The sequence below is a fragment of the Streptomyces sp. NRRL S-340 genome (assembly GCF_000720185.1).
In the GTDB taxonomy this organism is placed as follows: Bacteria; Actinomycetota; Actinomycetes; order Streptomycetales; family Streptomycetaceae; genus Streptomyces.
Genome location: NZ_JOIY01000028.1, coordinates 21,009 through 40,980 on the forward strand (window position 1 = coordinate 21,009; position 19,972 = coordinate 40,980).

A 19,972-nucleotide genomic window follows, 5' to 3' on the forward strand; every position below is an offset into this window, starting at 1 on the left:
TGCGAACAAAAGTGGGCCCCGGCGGGCGGCGCCCACTTGTCTTCGCAGCTCTCAGGACCTGTCCGACAGACCCCCGCCCACATGCCCGGCCCGCCGGCCGCTCGGCGAACCGTCTCCGAGGGAGCACGCCGGACAGGACCTCGCCACCGGGCCGTTCCTGTCCCGCACCCCACCACCCCGCACGCCGTACCGATCACCGGACGCGGCGCCCGCACAGGCCGTTTGGACACCTCATGTCACATGCCACAGTTCCGAGCGACAGACAGCGCTGGCTCGCTGTCTTCTTCGTCTCCGCCGCCCAGCTCATCGTGATCGCCAACGCGGCGATCCTGAACGTCGCCCTCCCCTCCGCACAGGCCGACCTGCACATCTCCGACGACGGCCGGCAATGGGTCCTCACCTCGTACACCCTGGTCTTCGGAGGTCTGCTCCTGCTGGGCGGACGGCTGGGCGACCTGCTGGGCCGCAAACGCATCTTCCTCATAGGTCTCGTCGGCTTCGCCGCCGCGTCGGCGCTGGGCGGGCTCGCTCCGACCACCTGGGTGCTGCTCACCGCCCGGGCACTGCAGGGTGTCTTCGGGGCACTGCTCGCCCCCGCCATCCTGTCCTTGATCTCGCTCACCTTCCCCGCCGGCCGGGAACGCGCCAAGGCGTTCGGGATCTTCGCCGCCGTGGCCACCGCCGGCAGCGCGGTAGGACTACTGCTGGGCGGTGTGCTGACCGAGTACCTCAACTGGCGCTGGGGGATGCTCATCAGCGTTCCGCTGGCCGCCGTTCCGTTCGTCGGGGCGCTGCTGTTCGTCCGTGCCGACTCCCCGGCCGACCGCGGTACCCGCCTGGACCTCCCGGGCGCGGTGCTGGCCACCGTCGGACTGGCCGGACTCGTCTACGGCTTCTCCCTCGCCCAGAGCCACGGCTGGCACGACGTCGTCACGCTCGGCACGTTCACCGCGGCCGTGGTGCTGCTGGCGGCCTTCACCCTGCTGCAGGCCCGCCGCCGCGACCCCCTGCTGCCGCTGCGCATCCTGACCGAACGCAACCGGCTCGGTGCCTACCTGTCCGCCGCTCTCGGACTGCTCAGCTTCTACGGCGTCTCATTGTTCCTGACCTTCTACCTCCAGATCGTCAAGGGCTACTCCCCCGCGCTCACCGGCGTGGCCTTCCTTCCCGTGGCCGTCGCCCAGGCGGTGGGCGCCGCCTGGATCGGTACCTGGCTCCTGGCGCGGGTACGGCCGGGGGCGGTCATGACCGGCGGCTACCTGCTGGCCGGCCTGTCCACGCTGCTGCTGCTCGCGCTCCAGGCCGACAGCCCCTTCAGTCCCGTGCTGCTCCTCGCGCAGATCGGCCTCGGTCTCGGTCTCGGCACCGCGCTGAACCCGGCGACCAGTCTGTCCAACCACGGTGTCAGTGAGGAGGAGTCGGGCGTGGCCTCCGCGATGATCAACGTCTCCCAGCAGGTCGGCGGCTCCATCGGTACCGCTTTGCTCAACACCCTCGCCACCAGCGCCACCGCCACCTACCTCGTGGCGCACACGGCCGCCCCCCGGGCGGAAGCTCTGATCCACGGCTACCGCATCGCCTACGGATGGGCGGCCGGATCCCTGTTCGTCGCCGCCGTCGTCTCCCTGCTCCTCGTCGACATCGCTGGTCCCCGCGCCGCCGCCCGCTCCGTCGTCGAGACCGCCGGGGAGAAGCGGGCGGTACGGCCCGCCTGAGCCGTACCGCTACGTGTCTGGACTCCGCGGTCTTTTCCCCAGCGCTTCGCCGGACACGCCCGCCGTGCGCGGCCACGCCCGCTCGGCCCCACCTAGTGGACCATTGGGTTCAAACTTGTGGCGGAGACGGTACGGGTCCGGGCGCGGAGCATCCCGGCCGCCGTCCGAGGTGGTGTCGTGACGCTCCAGGCGACGGGGCGCGCCGACTAGCTGACGGCGGCTCTCACGGCCTCCACCGAGTCTTTGCGTCCAGCGGATACACCGGCCGGCAGAACGCCAACAGTGGACTTGACAGTCCAAAGCGCGTCCGAGAGAATTGGACCATGTCATCCAATCTTGAGTCGGAAACGGTACAGGGCCCCGCCCCCGCCTCCTCCCCCGGGGCCGGGGCCCGCAACACGCTGATCCTTCTCTCCGTGGCCTCGGTGTCGTACGCCCTGGTCCAGTCCGTGGTGAACCCGGGTCTGGAAGCACTGCGGGCGCACGTACACACCAGCCAGGTCGGAGTGGGCTGGGTGCTCACCGGTTTCCTGCTCGCGAGCGCCATCCTGACGCCGGTCCTGGGCCGGCTCGGTGACCAGATCGGCAAGCGGCGTGTCCTGGTCGCGGTGCTCGTCCTCCTCGCCCTCGGCAGCGCCGTCGGCGCCCTCGCCACCAACCTGCCCCTGCTCGTCCTCGGCCGGGTCCTGCAAGGCGCCGGCGGCGCCGCGCTGCCCCTGGCCTTCGGGTTGCTGCGCGACCTGCTGCCTGCCCATCGCGTGGGCACCGCGGTCGGCACGATCGCCGCCGTCAGCTCGGTGGGCGGCGCGCTCGGGGTGCTCGTGGCCGGCCCCATCGTGACCTCGCTCGGGGTTCCGTGGCTCTTCTGGCTCCCGGCTCTCGCCAACGGCCTGGTGGCCCTCGCCGTCGGCCTCTTCCTGCCGCGCACCAACGGCCCGACCGCACCGGGACAGCTGAACGCCGTCGCCGTCCTGGCCCTGGCCGGCACCCTGGTCCTCCTCCTGCTGCCGCTCAGCCTCGGCCAGGAGTGGGGATGGGGCTCCCCCCTGACCCTGGGCTTGCTGGCCGCGTCGGTCGTGGCCGGGGCCGTGTGGGTCTGGTGGGAGAACCGGTCCCGTCACCCCCTGATCGACATGAACGTCTTCCGGCTGCGGCCGGTGTGGACGGCCAATCTGACATCGTTCCTCTTCGGCTTCACCCTGTACTCGGTGTTCGGTTTCGTCCCCACCCTGCTCCAGGTGCCGGCCTCCACCGGCTACGGGCTCGGCGAATCGATCACCGCCTCGGGCCTGCTCTTCCTGCCGGTGACCCTCACCCAGTTCCTGAGCGGCGTGGCGGCCGGGCCGCTCGCCACCCGTGTGCCCGCCAAGACGCTGCTGGTGCTCGGCTCCGTGCCCGTGACGGTCAGTCTGCTCCTGCTGGCATACTTCCACCAAGAAACATGGCAATTCGCTCTGGCTCTTGCCATAGGTGGCATAGGCTTCGGTATCGGACTCTCCGCACTGTCGGCCCTGGTCGTGCACGCGGTGCCCGCTGAACACACCGGCGCGGTGAGCGGAATGAACGCCAACATCCGCACCATCGGCGGCGCGGTGGGCGCGGCGGTCGTCACCACGGTCCTGTCGTCCTCCGCGGGTGCGACCGGCCACCCCAGCGAAGGGGGCTGGACCACGGTGTTCCTGCTGCTGGCCGGTGCCGGACTCGTCGGGCTGGTGTCGTGCCTGCTGATCCCGGAGAAGGGGACACACACCCGGATCCTGGAGACCGCCCCCCGGAGGTCCGTGGAGCACCCCGCCCCTGCCGCCCGCTCCTGAGACCGTCCGGGCGGCCTCCCGTCGGCCGCACGGCCGGACCGGCGCCCGGGACGCCGAAGACCTCGAAGACACCGAAGACCTCGAAGACGCCGAAGACGCCGAAGACGCCGAAGAAACATACTCGGAACATCTGAGCGCAGGAGAAGAAACATGCCCGTCGCGACACACACCGACCTCGACCAGATCCGTGACCTCAAGGCTCGCTATGCGCGGTACGCCGACACCAAGCAGTGGGAGAAGGTGGCCGGTCTGTTCACCGACGACGCTGTCATGCGCTTCCGCGACGTCGACGGCAATCTCACCCACGAGGTCACCGCCGCCGAGTTCGCGCGGACCATAGGCTCCCGGGTCGGCGCCGGCCAGCCCGTCCACCACCTGTTCTCGCACGAGGTGACCTTCGCCTCGGACACCACCGCGCAGGGCGTGTGGGCGATGGAGGACCTCATCTTCCATGACCGGGAGGCCCACCCCAAGGCCCCGTTCTCCTTCATGCACGGGTTCGGCCATTACCACGACACCTACCGCAAGATCGACGGTGAGTGGTACATCTCCGGCAGTGAGCTGACCCGTCTGCGCATGGAGATCGTCGACTGACCGCCAGGCCCCGCACGTTCGCGTACCGCCTCCCACACGTCTCACCGACACCGACCCCGACACCGTAAGGAACCGACAGTCATGAGCGGCACCTCCAGCACCCCCGACAACGGCACCGTGATCAGGGAATTCCTGGCCGCGTTCGCCCTCCGGGACGCCTCGAAACTCGCGCCCTACTTCCACGAGGACATCGTCTTCGAGAACTACGGCGACCCCGTGATCAAGGGCCGCGACCGCCTCGTGCGCATGTGGGCCGGTGTGCTGGCCAACATGGAGCGCGTCGAGTTCACGACACTCAACCAGGCGGTCAACGGTGACATCGTGATCGAGGAGCAGGTGCACGGGCTGGCCCTGCCCGGCCGTCCGCTCGCCCCGATCAAGAACATGGCGGTCTACCGGCTTCGCGACGGCCTCATCGTCGAGTGGCGCGACTACACCAACTCGGAGTACGCCCGCACTCTGATGTGAGCGCTCGGGCGGCCACTCGTCCGCCCGGGCGGCCCGGCGCCCGACCGCTTCGCCGTCCGGCACCGTGACGCGGGCCGGACAGGAACCGAAGGGGCCGGGAATCGGCATCGGGGCCGCCGGCTCCGCACCGGCCGTGGGCGGCACGGGCGGGCGGGAGAACGTGCCGCCCGCCGGCGGTCAGGCGCGCGTCCGAGTCCCTGACCGACAGCACGGACGGAGCACGGCTCCGGACCGGGAAGAACTGCGGCGCACCTCGCCCCCTGGAAGGCCGGCGGCAAGTTCGCGGTGCGGGATCGGGCCCCGCCCGTCCTGCCGTCCGACAGCCTCGGGGACGGCACGGACCAGGACGAGCGGCCGACTACGACGGCAGCCGACTCGAAACCCGCACCTCGCTGACGGTGGCCGCGACCTCCACCTCGCGCACGGTCGTCCACACCCACAGGCGCCTGACACTGCTCAGCTTGGCGGACGTCGCGATGCAGCAGATCTGTGCTTGCGGCCTCCGTGCTGGACGTGTGTGTTCCTTCGTCGGAGCACATGTTCACACGGAGGCCGCTTCGGCGTACGCCGGATCCGGGGCCGAGTGATCAGGTTCGGGGTGCCGTTCGACGCCGGATGCTGAAGACCGAGCCGGTGGTGGCTCCGCCGGCAGGCCGGATGGTCCGGCAGGTGCGACGGCGAAGTCCGCTGGTGCCGGCCGCATCTCACTCGCTCGCGCCGAGGGTCCGCGCAAGGGCGTCGAGGGTCACGTCGACGATGGCGCGCAGCTGCTCCGTGCTCGCTCCGGCTCTGCTCATGACGGCGAGTGACTGGTTCACGGCAGCGAGGTGGGCCGCGGAGGACTCGGCCGCCTCGCCGTGCACCCGGGCTGCTTCCAGCGCGGCGCGCAGCCGGGTGTGCTGGAAGCCGATCGCCTCCCGTGCGCGCGCCGCGACGCTCGCGCTCAGCACGGGGGTCGCCATGACGGTCTGGGCCACCAGGCATCCGTCGGGCAGACCGGGGTCCGCGATGCGTTCCAGGGTGATGTCGAAGAACGCCCGCGCGGCCGCCAGGGGACGGTCGGCGGCGCAGGACAACGCGGCGTCGTACTTGTCCCCGTAGCGCGTGGTGTAGCGCTCCAGGCAGCGCAGGAAGAGCGTGTCCTTGTCGCCGAGGGAGGAGTAGATGGAGCTGCGGTTGAGTCCGGTCGCCCGGGACAGGTCGTCCACCGACGTGTCCGCGTAACCGGCGCGCCAGAACTGGATCATCGCGGCATCGAGCGCCGTGGCGACGTCGAACTGTTTCCTGCCTGCCATGCCGCACGCCCTCCTGCTCCGCCTTCTCGGTGGAGACCATCATCCCATCTTGAACCATTCAGTTCAAGATGGGTTAGGGTGAAGGCGTGCTCACGGCCCGCCGCCCCGCGAACCGCACGGGGCGGCGAGACGCGCACCACGTGCTCGCGGGCGGCGCCGTCGCGTTCGTCCCGTCGTGTCCACCGCGCTCGTGGGCCTCGCCGACCAGCACGCCTGACACCTTCAGCAGACCGTCGACACACCTCACACCGGTGGAGGAGAATCATGAACGACCCCGCAAGCGCCCCCGGCAACCCGGTCCGCGGCCTGCCGCTGCCCGACCTGGCCGGTTTCACCCACCGTTGGGCCGACGCGGACGGCGTCCGGCTTCACGCGGTCGAGGGCGGCCGGCCGGACGGTCCGGCCGTCGTGCTGCTCGCCGGGTTCCCGCAGACCTGGTGGGCATGGCGCAAGGTGATGCCGCACCTGGCCGGCCGATTCCGGGTCATCGCGATCGACCTGCCGGGCCAGGGCCACTCCGAACGCCCGGACATCAGCTACGACACGCACACGGTCGCCGCGCACGTCCATGCCGCGGTCGAGGCGCTCGGCGTCTCGGCATACTGGCTGGCGGCACACGACATCGGCGCCTGGGTCGCCTTTTCCCTCGCGTTGAAGCACCAGAGTCAGTTGCGCGGCCTGGCACTGCTCGACGCCGGCATCCCGGGCATCACACTGCCTGACGCCGTTCCGACCGACCCCGAACAGGCGTGGAAGACCTGGCACTTCGCCTTCCACCTCGTGCCCGACCTGCCCGAGGCACTGCTCGCCGGCCGCGAACGGGAGTACGTCGGCTGGTTCCTGAAGGCCAAGACCCTCTCCTCCGGCACCTTCGACGACGCCGAGATCGAGCAGTACGCGGCGTCCGTGGCCGCCGACGGCGGTCTCCGTGCGTCCCTGGCCTACTACCGGTACGCCGCCGAGTCGGCGCGGAAGAACCACGAAGCGCTGGAACGACAGCGCCTGACGGTCCCGGTCCTCGGCATCTCCGGCAGCCACGGCTCCATCCCCGACATGGCGGCTTCCCTCAGGCCGTGGGCCGGCCATGCCACCGGGACCGTCGTGCCGGACGCGGGACACTTCATCCCCGACGAACAGCCCGATGCCGTCGCTGCCGCACTGACCGACTTCATCGCCGAAGACGACTGAGCCCGGGCGGAAGCAGGAGCAGTGCTCCACCGCACCGGCGGCGAGCGGCTCGTGGAGGGCAGTCCCACTGGCGGCCGGCGCGGGACTGGTACGGCAGGGCGTTGCCGGTCCGGTTCCACACGTTCTCCGGTGGCGACCGGACGCCATCACGCCGCACACCGCTCTCCTCAAGGTCAGGAACGCACCCGCAGTCCGCGGGAAGAGTCCCGCGGACTGCGATCCACGAGGTCCGCATCCGGGCGGGCGGCGGCGGAACGGAGGTCACTCGCGTACTCCCGCCAGATCCACCGCACTGCGGCGCAGGGAGACGCCGGCCGCGGCGACCGCCGAGAGCACGCCGAGCACCCCGCAGGCACCCAGGACCGCCGCGAGCGTCGCCCACGGGATCTCGATGGACGTCCGCACCGAGAGCAGGCCCAGCGCGCTCCACATGCCCACGAGATCGAGGCCGGCGACCAGCGCTCCCAGCAGGCCGCCGACCGTGACCACCATCAGCGCCTCCGCGCCCACCAGCCTCAGCACCTGCCGTCCGGTGGCGCCGGCCAGCCGCAGCACGGCAAACTCACGGACCCGGTCGGAGGTCGCCATGACCATCGTGTTGGCCAGTGAGATGCCGGTGTAGAGGAGAGCGATCCCGAGGACCAGGAAGAAACCCGTCCGAGTCGTCCCGTCGGTCACGGGGCAGGTCGCACGCACCCAGGCGTCCCTGGCGAGGACCTGCCCGCCCGACGCCCGCACCGCCCGTCGCAGGCCGGCGGCCACGGTGCCCGCGCCGGCACCGTCCGCGAGGCGTACGTCGACCCGGTCGACGGGTGCCGCGGGGGCGTTGCGCGGCGTGACGTAGACGCCGTTGTCGCCGGTGCCGACGGTCATGACCGCGGCGATCTTCAGGGACTTCCTCGTGCCGTCACCGAGCCACACGTCCACCCGCTCGCCCACGGTGTGCGTCTCCCACTCCCCGTTGACGATGATCGAGTCGTCGTCCAGGTCGCTCACCTTCCCCGCGGCGAGCGGGAGACGGACCGTCGCCGCGAGCCCTTCCGGCTCGACGGCCCTGGCGTCGGACCTGATGAGCGCCACACCGTCCTCCAGGACGTACACGGCGCTCGACGCGCTCGCCGAGACCTCGGCACCGGACACGGCCCGCAGCCGCCGCAGCGTCGCCTCGTCGAAGCCGGCGTCGCCCGCCGGTGTGACCACGAAGTCGGCGGCCGTCTGCTCGCGCACCTCGGTGGCCTTCGCCGCGTCGAGGGTCGCGGTGGCGCCGAGCAGGGAGCCCGCCAGCGCCACCGTGGCCAGCACGGGCGCCGCGACAGCGGCGGTGCGGCGCACCCCGGCGGCGGCGTTCTCCCGCACCAGCATCCCGCCGGCGCCCGGCAGTCGGGCCGGCAGCCAGGCGATCAGCCGGGCCAGCGGTCCCACCAGCACCGGCGCGAGCAGCGCCACCGCGGTGATCAGCAGCATCGGCCGGCTCACATAGGTCTTGCGCTGCAGCAGGCCGCCCGGGTTCGTCACCAGGGCCAGGATCAGCGTCACCGCGGCGGTGATCAGCAGGGCCGCGCCGAACAGCCGGCGGCCCCCCGTCATCGGCCGGGTGTCGGCGGACGCCTCGCGCAGTGCCTCGGTGGGACCGGTGCGCCCGGCCCGCCAGGACGCGGCCAGAGCGCCGCCCAAGGCCACGAACATGCCCGTCCAGAACGCCATGTGGTAGGGCCAGGTGTGGTCGCCGACGGTGAACCAGCGGGGCGCGAGGTTCTCGTCGACCGCCCACTCGGCGAGTCTGGGAGCCCCGTGGGAACCGAGCACGCAACCGGCGGCTGAAGCGAGTACACCGACCGCGAGCGCCTCGGAGACGACCATGCGGCGGATCTGCCCCGGGGTCGCCCCGGCGGTGCGCAGCAGCCCGAACTCGCGGCGCCGCTGGGCCACCGCGAACGCGAAGGTGGAGGCCACCACGAACACCGACACGAACCCGGCGACTCCGCCGGCCGTGCCGAACATGGCGTTCATCGCCGTGAGGGCCTCGCTGTCCCGGTCGGGGTCGGCGTCGGCGTACCGGCGCGCGTCCCCGGTGAGGACCTGGACGCCCCCGATGCCGCGCACCGCCTCGCGCACGGCAGCCGCGTCGGCGTCGACCACGAGCTGGAGGCTGCGCGGCGACAGTTCGGCGGCACGGGCGTCGGTGTAGAACACGGCGTCCTCGAAGCCGAGCCCGCCCACGGTGCCGACGACGCGCACCGTGCCGCCGTCGGTCCGCACCCGGCTGCCCGGACGGGCCCGGTCGCCGCTGACGACGACCTCGTCCGCGGCCTCGGGCGCGCGTCCCGCCTCGAGGTGGTACGGCGCGAAGGCCGCCGTGGACCAGGGGTGGCCCACCAGATCGGCGGGCAGGCCCCCGGCCCGCACGGTGAACGACCGGTCCTCGACGACGGTCCCGAGCTTCCGCAGCTTCGCGACCGCGTCGCGGGGCACGGCACGCGGCTGCGCGAGCTTCCGGGTGCGGTCTCCCAGCGAGGTGGGCACCTCCAGGGTGTCCTGGCCCTTGACGACGACCGGCGCGGCGGCGAACCGCTCCGGTCCCCGGTCGGGTGCGTCCAACGAGGAGGCCAGGGCCAGCCCCATCACGGCGATCAGCGTCACGCCCAGGGAGAGGGCGACGAAGCTACCGACGAAGGTGCCCCAGCGGGTGCGCAGGGTGCCCAGCGTGATGCTCAGCACGGCGCCGCCTCGAGCTTGGTCATGCGCGCCGCGATGTCCTCGGCCGAGGCGCCGGTCAGCTCGCCGTCGTCCCGGCCGTCGACGAGGAAGACGACGCGGTCGGCGTAGGAGGCGGCGACGGGGTCGTGGGTGACCATGATGATCGTCTGGCCGTCCCGGTCGACCGTGCCGCGCAGCAGGGTCAGCACCTCGCGGCTGGTCCGCGAGTCGAGCGCGCCGGTCGGTTCGTCGCCGAACAGCACTTCGGGGCGGGTGATCAGGGCGCGGGCCAGGGCGACTCGCTGCTGCTGGCCGCCGGACATCTCGGTCGGGCGGTGCCGGGCACGGTCGCCGAGTCCGACCTGTTCGAGCACCTCGCGCACCCGGGCCCTCTTCGGACGGCGGCCGGCCAGCCGCAGCGGCAGGGCCACGTTCTGTTCGGCGGTCAGCGAGGGCAGCAGGTTGAACGCCTGGAACACGAAGCCGATGCGCTCGCGGCGCAGCAGGGTCAGCCTGGTCTCGCTCAGCCCGGTCAGCTCGGTGTCGCCCACGGTGACCGAGCCCGACGTGGGCCGGTCCAGGCCCGCCGCGCACTGCAGCAGGGTCGACTTGCCGGACCCGGACGGGCCCATCACGGCGGTGAAGGTCCCCCTCGGGAAGGCGAGCGACACCTCGTCGAGGGCGGTCACGGAGGTACTGCCCGAGCTGTACCGCCGGGTCACGGAGCGCAGCCGGATCGCGTCGTCGGTCATGTGTCTCCCACCAGCATCTTTCCTGGGCTCGTTGATCCCTCCACGAAACCCGGTGAGCCCCTCGTGACGCAGTAGGGCGGGAAAGAGACCTGGGGTGGGGCCAGGCCTACCCCAGGTACGGACACCTGCCCGATGGCAGCGGACCGGTGGGGGCACGTACGGTCATGCCCATGCACCCTCGGAACGTGTGGCAGGCCATGTCCCGGCCGGGCTTCCTGCTGTCGGCCTGGCCCTGGCGCTCCGCCGCGTACCTGCTCACCGGCGCGGTCACCGGCGTCGCCGCGCTGGTGGGGATCGTGACGGTGGCCACGGTCTGTGGTGCGCTCGCCCTCGTCCTGGTGGGACTGCCGCTGCTCCTCCTGGTCGCCCTCAGCGGGATCCCGGTGGCCGAGGTGGAGCGGCGCAGGCTGCGCCTGGTCCACCGCGACCCGCTGTCCGGCCGGCACCAGGCGCCGGCCGCACCGGGACTGCGGGCCTGGCTGGCCACCCGGCTGCGCGAACAGGCGACCTGGCGGGAGTTCGGCTACGCGCTGTTGTTCGCCGGACTGCTGTGGCCGGTCGACGCACTGGCGATCACGGTCGCCCTGCTCTTCCCGCTGTCCATGGCCGCCACCCCGCTGCTGATGGCCACGGCCGGCGACGGCCACGAGGCGAAGGTGCTCAAACAGTGGACGGTCACCACCTGGCCGGCCGCGTTCGGCGTCGCCGTGCTGGGCCTGCTCCTGATGGTCGTGTGCGCTTACGTGCTCGGGGTCACGGCGGGTGCCCGCGCCGAGCTGGCCCGGCTGCTGATCGCTTCCCGCGAGGGCGAGCTCGGCGCCGAGGTGGTCGAACTGGCCCGCTCGCGCATCCGGTTGGTCGAGGCCTTCGAGGCCGAGCGGCGCCGTATCGAGCGCGATCTGCACGACGGCGCGCAACAGCGCCTCGTGGCCTTGACGATGGCCCTCGGGCTGGCCCGCCTCGACGCCCCGCCCGGCCCGCTCGCCGACCAGCTCACCAGGGCCCACGAGGAGGCGGGCAAGGCGCTGGCGGAGCTGCGCGAGCTCATCCACGGCATCCATCCCAAGGTCCTCACGGACTACGGTCTTCACGCTGCGGTCGCTGACGCCGCCGACCGCTGCGTGGTCCCCGTCGACGTCGACCTCGAACTGCCGGGCCGGCCACCCCGGGCGGTCGAATCCGCCGCGTACTTCGTGGTCTGCGAGGCACTGGCCAACGTCGCCAAACACAGCGGGGCCGACCGCGCGCAGGTGTGCGGCGGTCATCGCGACGGACGCCTGTTCCTCGAAGTGCGGGACGACGGCCGCGGCGACGCGGACGCCTCGGCGGGCAGCGGCCTCACCGGTCTGGCGGACCGGGTGTCCGTCCTGGATGGCAGACTTGCCCTGACCAGTCCGCCGGGTGGGCCGACTCTGTTGCGTGTGGAGTTTCCTTGCGAGTTGACCAGCGCGGCCGATCGCTCCGCGTAGTGCTGGCCGAAGACAGCGTGCTGCTGCGGGAAGGGCTGATCGGCCTGCTCAGCCGCTGCGGCCACGAGGTGGTGTCGGCCGTCGGGGACGCGCAGGCACTGGTCGCCGCGGTCGAGGAGCATGCCCCCGACATCGTGGTGACGGACGTACGCATGCCGCCCGGATTCCAGGACGAGGGCCTGCACGCGGCAGTGCGGCTGCGCGCGAAGCGCCCCACGCTGCCGGTCCTGGTCCTCAGCCAGTACGTGCAACGGACCTACGCCGCCGAGCTTCTGGACTCCGGCGACGGATCAGGCGTCGGCTATCTGCTCAAGGACCGGGTGGGCCAGGTCGAGGAGTTCGTGGAAGCGCTGCACAAGGTGGCGGACGGCGGGACGGTGGTCGACCCGGAAGTGGTGCGCCAGTTGCTGCGCCGCCGCCGCGATCCGCTGGAGCAGCTCACCCCGCGCGAACGCGAGGTACTGGCACTGATCGCCGAAGGCAGGTCCAACGGCGCGATCGCCAGGCAACTCGTGGTGTCCGAGGCGGCGATCGGCAAGCACATCGGCAACATCCTCACCAAGCTGGACCTGCCCCCGACGGACGAGACCCACCGCAGGGTCCTCGCCGTCCTCACCTACCTGCGGGCATGAGCAACGAGACGGCACCCGCCACCGGGCCCTCACCCGGCTTCGGTCCCGGGCCGACGCGAAGGACGGGACCAGGCGAGACCTGAGCGTCATTCCACGGTGTGTCGTGCCCGTCGGCACACGGCAGGGGCCGGGAAGCCGGGGTGGCCCACAGGAGCAACCACCGGGCGGAGCACTGCCCGACCCCTGTGATCACCGGCTGGGAGACGGTGCTGCCGATCACCGGAAGGTCCGCGACGAGCCGGCGGACCGCCGCCGCCCGCTTCTGCCTGCGGGCGGCCAGGATCGGCTGGTGCCGTCGGTGTCACCGCTGCAGAAGCGCAGCGGCGGGACCTGTACCCACGGCGGGACGGGCCGGTCAGGCAGGTGCGGGCAGCAGGGCCGGCGTCAAAAGCGCGGCGGGGGGCGCGCTGATCGCCGTACGGCCCATGGTGGGTTCGCCTTGCCGTCCCTCGTGTTCCCTCCGCGCTGCGGCCGGCCTGCGCCGCACGCGCGCACCGCCCGCCGAGCGGAACTCACTTCCGCAGCTCTCAGAGGTCCCGGCCGTCCCGGGCGCCGCAGACGCCGTTCTCCCAGGCCCAGGCGGCGATCTCCACCCGGTTGCGGGCCGCGAGCTTGCGCTGCACGCTGCCCAGGTGCGTCTTCACGGTGGAGAGCGAGACGTGCAGTTCGGCCGCCAGTTCCTCGTTGGTGCGGCCCCGGGCGACGAGTCGTACGACGTCCGTCTCCCGGGCGGTCAGCGGGAGTTCGCGGGGGGTGCGCGACTCGCTCGGCGGCCTCCCGGCCCGCCCGGCGCGCTCAGGGCGCCCGGCGCGCGTCACGGCTTCCGAGGCCGCGTCCGTCATGTGTTTCAGCAACCGGACCGTGATCGACGGCGAGATGAGGGCGTTGTCCGCGGCCACCGCCCGGACCGCCTCGACGAGCAGCGCGGGCGAGCCGTCCTTGAGCAGGAAGCCGCAGGCCCCGTTGCGCAGGGCACGGTACACGTACTCGTCCACGTCGAAGGTGGTCGCGATGAGCACGTTCAGCGGCTCGTCCGCCTCCGGGCCCGCCAGCAGCCGGGTCGCCTCCAGACCGTCGAGGCCCGGCATGCGGATGTCCAGCAGACACACGTCCGGGCGCAGGCGCCTGGCCTCCTGGACGGCGGTGGCACCGTCGGCCACCGACGCGACGATCTCCATGTCGGGCTGCGAACCGAGGATCATGCCGTAGGCCGAGCGGATCATCTGCTGGTCGTCGGCGATGAGGATTCTGATCGTCATGGGTCCAGGGTGTCAGCAGCCCGGGCGGCGTTTGTGCCGAGGGGCGGCGGCCCGGGCGGGGAAGAGGCCGAGGAGCCGCGCGGGGAAGAGGACGAGGGGTCCGGCAAGGGGCCCGGCAGCGGGAGGTCCGCTTCGACGACCCAGCCGACACCGGGGCGCGGGCCCGCCGTGACCGTCCCGCCGACCATGGCGGCGCGTTCGCGGAGCCCGACCAGGCCGTACCCGGAGCCGCTTGTCTGCCCGGCCCCGTGGCGCCCCCCTCGTCCGGGCCGGGCGGCGGTGGCCGCGGCCCCGGAGGCGGCCTCCGCGTCGTCGCACACCGAGACCCGTACGACCGGCTGGGCGGTGTCGCCGCCCAGCCGGACGTCCACCGTGACCGTCTTCGCTCCGTGCGCGTGTCTGCGCACGTTCGTCAGGGCCTCGCGCACGACCTGGTGCACGGTGGTGGCGATGCCGGGCGGCAGCTCCGCGGCGGTCAGGCGCGGGTCGAGCGTGAGGCCGGCGGCCGGTCCCGCCGCGGAGAACCGCGCCGTCAGCGCACGCAGGTCGGCGAGACCGGCGCCCGGCCCGGCCACGGCCCCCGGCCCGCGCGGATCCCGCAGCACGGCCACCATGCTCCGCATCGACTGCATCGCCTGCGAACCGGCCTCCTCGATCTGCGCGAGCATGCCGTCCAGTTCCCCGGCGTCCGGCGGCCGCCCGGCGGCCGAGGCGAAGCGCACCGCCTTGGTCTGGGCGATGATCGCGGTCACATGGTGGCCGACGAAGTCGTGCAACTCCCGCGCGTAGTCCAGGCGTTGCTGCTGGAGGGCGGTCTCGTGCTCCCGCTCCCGGAACCTGTCGAGCAGACGCAGGTACAGGCCGAGCACCGCCGCGAGGGCCGCCGCGCCCCACAGGACGGGGACGGCGAACGAACCCGTCCGCCCGTACTCGGCCGGCGGCAGCCGCAGGAAGATCACCGTGAGGGCGGTCACCGCTCCCCCGGCCAGGGCCGCGGCCCGCAGCGGCGGCCGCAGGCGCAGCGCGCGGGCGACGACCAGGAGCAGCGCGCACGACTCGACGACGCCGAAGGTGTGTTCGGCGTGGACGCCCGTGCGGTGGGTCACCAGGGTCACCAGGCAGGACGTGACGACCGCGGCGAGGGCCGTCCGGCCGAAGCGGTCGCGGGGGACGGCGAGGGCGGCCAGGGCCAGCCCGCCGGACACCGTCCACCCCGCGGCCGACGGCACGGACCCGGTGTCGGCACCCTCGGCGGCCACCGCGGCCAGCAGGACGGCCCCCGCGCAGACCGCCGCGATCCGCCGGCCCGCAGGGGCACCGACCCGGCGGGTCACCCGCGCACCGATCCGGCGGACCACCGGGACGTCGAAGAACTGCTTCATGTCTGTGCAGGTTACGGGCCCGCGCCGGGCCGCGCCTCGGCCGTTCGGCCGATGCCCCGCGCACACCGGCCGGCCGGTTTCGGTCCTCCGGCCGATCCGCAGGCGCCCCGCCGGCGGCCAGGATCGGGACACCTGCCCCTTCTCCCCGGGCGTCCCGCTCACCGGCCGCCGCACTGGAAGGCCTCATGTTCCGTACCGTCCTGCGCTCCGTCCGCCGCGACCTGCGCCGCTTCGCACTCCCCGCCCTGGCGGTGCTGATCGGTGTCGCCTGTGTCAGCGGTTCGCTGCTGTACAGCCGTTCCCTGGCCGCCGGCGCCGACCGGCTCCAGCGCGCCTCGCGGCCCGACGTGTCGGTGGAGGTGCGCGCCACGGGCACCCCGGGGCCCTCCGGCACCGCCCCGGTGACGGACGAGGCGCTGCTGCGCCGGCTGTCCGCCCTGCCCGGGGCGGCCGCGGCGCGCGGCACCCTGGCGGGCCCCGCGTTCCTCGTGGCGCGCGACGGCACCCTGGTGGGCCCGGCGTCACAGGCGGCCGGGGTGAACTTCGTACCGGACCGGCGCGGACGGGACCCCCGCTACCCCCTGACGCACGGGCGCGGCCCGCACGGTCCCGGTGAGGTGGCCCTCGACCGCTGGTCGGCCCGGCGTGGCGGGTACCGGGTCGGGGACCGGGTGCGGATCGTCGTACGGGGCGAGGTCCGCTCGGTCCGGCTCACCGGTGTCTTCACCGTGGACGACCCCGCCGTCGCCGCCGGCGGTACGGTCACCGCGTTCGACCAGGCCACCGCGCGCACGCTGTTCGCGCCGGAGCCGGGCGCGTACGCGTCGGTGACGCTCACGGCCGCCCCGGGCACCTCGCCGTCCGTGCTCGCCGACCGCGTCGCACGGGCGCTGCCCGCCGGCCTGGAGGCGGTCCCCCGCGCGGAGCTGGACGCGCGGGCCGCGGCGGCGCCCGACCGCGCCAAACTCGGCACGCTGCTGCTGGTCTTCGCGGGCATCGCCCTGTTCGTCTCGGCCTTCCTGGTGGGCAACACCTTCACGATGCTCAGCGCCGCACGCGCCCGCGAACACGCCCTGCTGCGGGCGGTGGGCGCGAGCCGCGGGCGGGTCCTGCGGACGGTGCTCGGCGAGGCGGTACTGGTGGGGGCGGTCGCCGCCCTGGCCGGGTACGCGGCCGGGATCGGCGTGGCCGGGACGCTGGGTGCGTTGTTCGGAGCCGCGACCGGACCGGCGGTCGCGGCTCCGCTGGAACCCCTCGCCCCCGTCCCGCTGCTGACGGCCCTCGCCGTCGGGGTCGCGGTCACGGCCGCGGCCGCGTACGTGCCCGCCCTGCGTGCCTCCGCCGTCGCCCCGGTCGCCGCGCTGCGCACCGACCTGCCCGCGGCGGCGCCCTCGCTGCGCCGCCGCACCCTCGCCGGGCTGTCGGCCTCGGCCGTGGGCGCGTTCCTGCTGGCCTTCGCCGGCGGGGACCTCGGGGTGCTCGCCGTCGGCCTGCCGGTGCTGCTCGGCGGGCTGGTCCTGCTCGTCCCGGTGCTCGCTCCGCCGCTCGCACGTGTGCTGCGCGCGCCCCTGCGGCGGGTGTCCGGGGTGCGCGGTGTGCTGGCGCTGGCCAATGTGTGCCGCAACCCCCGGCGTACCGCGGCGACGGCGGGGGCGCTCACCGTGTGTGTGGCGCTCGTCAGCGCGGTCACCGTGGCCCTGTCGTCGCTGAGCGCCACGGCGGACCGCAAGGCGCAGGCTCAGATGCCGACGGACCTGCGGATCACCGCCGTCGACTTCGCCCAGGTCGGCGCGGACACGGCGCGGAAGGTCGCGCGGCTGCCGCACGTGGCGGCGGTGACCTCGGTGCGGGAGGCCGCGTTCCGCCTGCGTGACGGCTCGACGCTGTGGACGGCCGTCGTCGATCCGGATGCCGTGGGACGGGGGCGCCTCGGCGCTCTCACCGTGCGCGCCGGCTCCCTGGACGACCTGGCCCGGGGAGTCGCCGTCAGCTCGGCGCTCGCCGCCGAACACGGCTGGCGGCCGGGTGACCGCCTCACCGGCCGGGAGCTGTCCGACGCCGGGGTGCCGGGCGGGTCCTCTCTGAACCGGCCGGTCGTCGCGGTCTACGACGGCCCCGAGGCCCTGGGCCCGGCCCTCCTGCCCGAGGGCGCCCTGGCGGGGGCCGGCGTGGCGCGCGGCGGCCCGGTCACCTCGGTCCTGGTGCGCGCGCAGCCGGGTGGTACCGCCGCCCTGAAGCAGGAGATCCGCCGCGCCCTGGACAATCCGCTGCTGGTCGTCCAGGACCGGGGCGACGCCGGGCGGGAGGCGGCCGAGGCGTTCGGTCCGCTGTTGTCGGTGCTGTACGCGATGCTCAGCGTCACGGTCGGCATCGGGGCGCTGGGGGTCGCCAACACCATGGGCATGGCGGTGTTCGAGCGGGTGCGGGAGATCGGGCTGCTGCGGGCCGTCGGCCTCGACCGTGCGGGGGTGCGTTCCGTGCTGCGGGTGGAGTCGGTCGTGGTGTCCCTGCTGGGCGCCGGACTGGGGATCCTGGCGGGCGGCGCCGCCGGGGTGGCGGCGGTGTCCGGCCAGACGGGCGCGGTGATCTCCGTGCCGTGGGCGTCGCTGCTGCTGTTCTTCCTCGGCGCGGCCGTGATCGGGGTGCTGGCCGCGCTGGGCCCGGGGGTGCGGGCGGCGCGGGTGCCGGTGACGCGGGCGGTCGGTGAGTAGGGCGGGGGGCAGGCGGGGGCGCGTTCGGGTCCCGCCCGCCAGGGGCGTTCGGGTCCCCGCCTGCCGGCAAGGCGCCGTAGGACGGGGGCAGGGGGCGGCGCGTTCGGGTCCCCGCCCGCCAGGGGACGTTCGGGTCCCCGCCTGCCGGCAAGGCGCCGTAGGGCGGGGCAGGGGCGGCGTGTTCGGTCCCCCACGTGCCGGGCGGGGCGCGTCCATTCTCCGTACCGGTGACACCGCCGGCCGTAGAATGAACCGCACCGGTCCGGTGAAGGGAAGCTGGAGTATGGCCCACGTTCTGACCCCCAAGGGGCAGGCGACGCGGCGGCGGATCGTCGCCGGTGCCGCCGAGGTCCTGCGGGAAGCGGGGATCGCGGCCACACTGGACGACATCCGCGAGCGGACCCGGACCAGCAAGAGCCAGTTGTTCCACTACTTTCCCGGAGGCAGGGACCAACTCCTGCTCGCCGTCGCCCACTTCGAGGCCGACCGGGTCCTGGACGACCAGCAGCCGCATCTGGGGCACCTGGACGACTGGGACGCGTGGTACCGGTGGCGGGACTCGGTCGTCGAACGGTACCGGGAGCAGGGCGACACGTGTCCGCTGGGCTCACTGCTCAGACAGGTCGGTACCGCCTCTCCCGGGGCGCAGGCTGTGGTCGTCGAGCTGATGCGCAGGTGGCAGGAGCACATCGCCGAGGGGATCAGGGCGCTGGTGCGCACCGGCCGTCTGCCGGAGGCGTTCGACGTGGACACCGCCGCGGCGGCGCTGTTGGCCGGCGTCCAGGGCGGAGTGTCCTTCCTGCTCGCCACCGGCCGGCTCACCCACCTGGAGGCCGCCCTGGACTGGGGGATCGCCCAACTGCGCGCCGCGGACCCGACGGCCGTCTGAGCGGGCCGGGATCCCACGCGCCCAACCGCTCAGGATCCGGCCGCAGGAACGCGTCTCACATGGTGGGTCGGCCGCAGTGGGGTGAGGAGGAGCGGGTGGGCGAGAGGCGGGGAAAGGCGGTCGTCGTGCCGGGCAGGGCGGTGCTAGCTTGCGACGGTGGATCTCTTCACGCACTCCTGGACGGCACTGCGGTCGGCGGTGGCCGCGCTCCCCGACGAGGACTTCGCACAGCCGTCCGGCTGCGCGGGCTGGCTGGTGCGGGACCTGGTGTGTCACCTGGTCATCGACGCGCAGGACGTCCTGATCACCCTGGCGACCCCCACCGAGGCGGAGCCGACCCGGGACGCGGTGACCTACTGGGACGTGGTGGAGACACCGACCGGTGACGACCCGCTCGACGCGCTGGTCGTCCGCCTGGCCGCCGCCTACGAGGAGCCGCGGCTGCTCAAGTTCCACCTCGACGACGTCGGCTCCGCCGCCGGGCGCGCCGCCCGGCTCGCCGCCCCGGGGCTGCGGGTCCGCACCCAGGAACAGGTGCTCACCGCGGGCGACTACCTCGACGCGTACGTCCTGGAGTGGACGCTGCACCACCTCGACCTCGTCGCACACCTGGCGCATCGGCCCGGCGTGCCGCGACCGCCCGCCGGACCGCTCGCGCGGTCACGGGAACTTGTGGAGAAGATCACCGGCGTCACCTTCCCGCCGTCGTTCTCCGACACCGACGCACTCCTCGTCGGCACCGGCCGACGGCCGCCGGCCGAAACGGAGAGAACGCGGCTCGGCGGGCAGGCGGCACGGCTCCCGGTCAGCCTCGGCTGACCGTCCGGCCGGACACGTGACGGGCCGGCCGGCGGCAGGGGGCGACGACCCTGTGGTGGCCCCGCGGTGCCGGCTCGCGCACGCCTGCCCGGCTCCGCCCGGGGCCGCCGCTGTGCCGCTGTGCCGGACCGACGCTCTAGCCCGCTTCTAGGGCGGGCTGGTCAACTGAGGGCGATGCAGGGGATGAACGAGGACCGGTTCCTTTCTCGGTGAGAGCAGAACCGGCAGAAGCCGCACGCTGAGCCAGGAGACGGATTCGACCTACCGTCACATCGGTGCTGATGGTCC

General features: G+C 73.3%; 15 protein-coding genes. 10 read left to right on the plus strand and 5 right to left on the minus strand.

All coding sequences use genetic code 11. The features are described from left to right. Positions 1–233: 233 nt before the first annotated feature. From IG64_RS22195 to IG64_RS22210, 4 genes are all read left to right on the plus strand, one after another. Positions 234–1,715, plus strand: coding sequence for an MFS transporter (locus tag IG64_RS22195; protein WP_037858947.1), 1,482 nt, complete (start codon positions 234–236; stop codon positions 1,713–1,715). 323 nt (positions 1,716–2,038) lie between these two features. After that, on the plus strand, positions 2,039–3,529 hold the full coding sequence (locus IG64_RS22200) for an MFS transporter (protein ID WP_037858948.1): 1,491 nt from the start codon (positions 2,039–2,041) through the stop codon (positions 3,527–3,529). 150 nt (positions 3,530–3,679) lie between these two features. After that, a complete protein-coding gene (locus tag IG64_RS22205; protein ID WP_037858950.1) occupies positions 3,680–4,123 on the plus strand; it encodes a nuclear transport factor 2 family protein in 444 nt (147 codons plus the stop codon). A gap of 81 nt (positions 4,124–4,204) precedes the next feature. Continuing rightward, a complete protein-coding gene (locus IG64_RS22210) occupies positions 4,205–4,591 on the plus strand; it encodes a nuclear transport factor 2 family protein (protein ID WP_037858952.1) in 387 nt (128 codons plus the stop codon). A 704-nt stretch (positions 4,592–5,295) separates the two neighbouring features. Here the strand turns inward: IG64_RS22210 and IG64_RS22215 are convergent. Next, positions 5,296–5,886 carry a TetR/AcrR family transcriptional regulator gene (locus IG64_RS22215; RefSeq protein ID WP_037858954.1) on the minus strand — a complete coding sequence of 197 codons (591 nt, stop codon included), beginning with the start codon at positions 5,884–5,886 and terminating at the stop codon, positions 5,296–5,298. 264 nt (positions 5,887–6,150) lie between these two features. Here IG64_RS22215 and IG64_RS22220 point away from each other — a divergent pair, with 264 nt between their 5' ends. Then, entirely contained in the window at positions 6,151–7,074 is a 924-nt protein-coding gene (locus IG64_RS22220; RefSeq protein ID WP_037858956.1) for an alpha/beta fold hydrolase, read from the plus strand. Between the two features lie 261 nt (positions 7,075–7,335). Here IG64_RS22220 and IG64_RS22225 read toward each other — a convergent pair whose 3' ends face one another. Together IG64_RS22225 and IG64_RS22230 are read right to left on the minus strand one after the other, a co-directional pair. Further along, entirely contained in the window at positions 7,336–9,792 is a 2,457-nt protein-coding gene (locus IG64_RS22225; RefSeq protein ID WP_037858958.1) for an ABC transporter permease, read from the minus strand. After that, the gene (locus IG64_RS22230; protein ID WP_037858960.1) at positions 9,786–10,523 is read right to left on the minus strand and encodes an ABC transporter ATP-binding protein; all 738 of its coding nucleotides are present in this window, start codon (positions 10,521–10,523) and stop codon (positions 9,786–9,788) included. Before IG64_RS22230 ends, IG64_RS22225 begins: the two co-directional genes overlap by 7 nt. 197 nt (positions 10,524–10,720) lie before the next feature. Between IG64_RS22230 and IG64_RS22235 the strand changes: the two genes are divergently transcribed. Further along, a complete protein-coding gene (locus tag IG64_RS22235) occupies positions 10,721–11,992 on the plus strand; it encodes a sensor histidine kinase (RefSeq protein ID WP_037858962.1) in 1,272 nt (423 codons plus the stop codon). After that, positions 11,992–12,624, plus strand: coding sequence for a response regulator (locus tag IG64_RS22240; protein ID WP_037858964.1), 633 nt, complete (start codon positions 11,992–11,994; stop codon positions 12,622–12,624). The genes IG64_RS22235 and IG64_RS22240 overlap by 1 nt, the downstream gene beginning before the upstream one ends. Positions 12,625–13,151: 527 nt before the next feature. On the opposite strand, the gene IG64_RS22245 is transcribed toward IG64_RS22240, so the two are convergent. Both IG64_RS22245 and IG64_RS22250 read right to left on the minus strand, forming a co-directional pair. Then, positions 13,152–13,883: a response regulator transcription factor gene (locus IG64_RS22245; RefSeq protein ID WP_037858965.1), complete on the minus strand. Its 732-nt coding sequence runs from the start codon at positions 13,881–13,883 to the stop codon at positions 13,152–13,154. Beyond that, the gene (locus tag IG64_RS22250; protein WP_051813191.1) at positions 13,880–15,265 is read right to left on the minus strand and encodes a sensor histidine kinase; all 1,386 of its coding nucleotides are present in this window, start codon (positions 15,263–15,265) and stop codon (positions 13,880–13,882) included. Before IG64_RS22250 ends, IG64_RS22245 begins: the two co-directional genes overlap by 4 nt. A gap of 185 nt (positions 15,266–15,450) precedes the next feature. Here IG64_RS22250 and IG64_RS22255 point away from each other — a divergent pair, with 185 nt between their 5' ends. From IG64_RS22255 to IG64_RS22265, 3 genes are all read left to right on the plus strand, one after another. Beyond that, positions 15,451–17,976: an FtsX-like permease family protein gene (locus tag IG64_RS22255; protein ID WP_037858966.1), complete on the plus strand. Its 2,526-nt coding sequence runs from the start codon at positions 15,451–15,453 to the stop codon at positions 17,974–17,976. Between the two features lie 283 nt (positions 17,977–18,259). Then, positions 18,260–18,865 (plus strand): TetR/AcrR family transcriptional regulator, encoded by a 606-nt coding sequence (locus IG64_RS22260; RefSeq protein WP_037858967.1) that lies wholly within the window; start codon positions 18,260–18,262, stop codon positions 18,863–18,865. A gap of 156 nt (positions 18,866–19,021) precedes the next feature. Further along, positions 19,022–19,684, plus strand: coding sequence for a maleylpyruvate isomerase N-terminal domain-containing protein (locus IG64_RS22265; protein WP_037858968.1), 663 nt, complete (start codon positions 19,022–19,024; stop codon positions 19,682–19,684). Positions 19,685–19,972 lie beyond the last annotated feature (288 nt).

Excerpts from the sequence above, each read along its gene's own strand:
- IG64_RS22195 (WP_037858947.1), top strand. The coding sequence starts at position 234 with ATGTCACATGCCACAGTTCCGAGCGACAGACAGCGCTGGCTCGCTGTC.
- IG64_RS22235 (WP_037858962.1), top strand. The coding sequence starts at position 10,721 with ATGTCCCGGCCGGGCTTCCTGCTGTCGGCCTGGCCCTGGCGCTCCGCC.
- IG64_RS22215 (WP_037858954.1), bottom strand. The coding sequence starts at position 5,886 with ATGGCAGGCAGGAAACAGTTCGACGTCGCCACGGCGCTCGATGCCGCG.
- IG64_RS22200 (WP_037858948.1), top strand. The coding sequence starts at position 2,039 with ATGTCATCCAATCTTGAGTCGGAAACGGTACAGGGCCCCGCCCCCGCC.
- IG64_RS22245 (WP_037858965.1), bottom strand. The coding sequence starts at position 13,883 with ATGACGATCAGAATCCTCATCGCCGACGACCAGCAGATGATCCGCTCG.
- IG64_RS22220 (WP_037858956.1), top strand. The coding sequence starts at position 6,151 with ATGAACGACCCCGCAAGCGCCCCCGGCAACCCGGTCCGCGGCCTGCCG.
- IG64_RS22210 (WP_037858952.1), top strand. The coding sequence starts at position 4,205 with ATGAGCGGCACCTCCAGCACCCCCGACAACGGCACCGTGATCAGGGAA.
- IG64_RS22260 (WP_037858967.1), top strand. The coding sequence starts at position 18,260 with ATGGCCCACGTTCTGACCCCCAAGGGGCAGGCGACGCGGCGGCGGATC.
- IG64_RS22255 (WP_037858966.1), top strand. The coding sequence starts at position 15,451 with ATGTTCCGTACCGTCCTGCGCTCCGTCCGCCGCGACCTGCGCCGCTTC.
- IG64_RS22205 (WP_037858950.1), top strand. The coding sequence starts at position 3,680 with ATGCCCGTCGCGACACACACCGACCTCGACCAGATCCGTGACCTCAAG.
- IG64_RS22230 (WP_037858960.1), bottom strand. The coding sequence starts at position 10,523 with ATGACCGACGACGCGATCCGGCTGCGCTCCGTGACCCGGCGGTACAGC.
- IG64_RS22250 (WP_051813191.1), bottom strand. The coding sequence starts at position 15,265 with ATGAAGCAGTTCTTCGACGTCCCGGTGGTCCGCCGGATCGGTGCGCGG.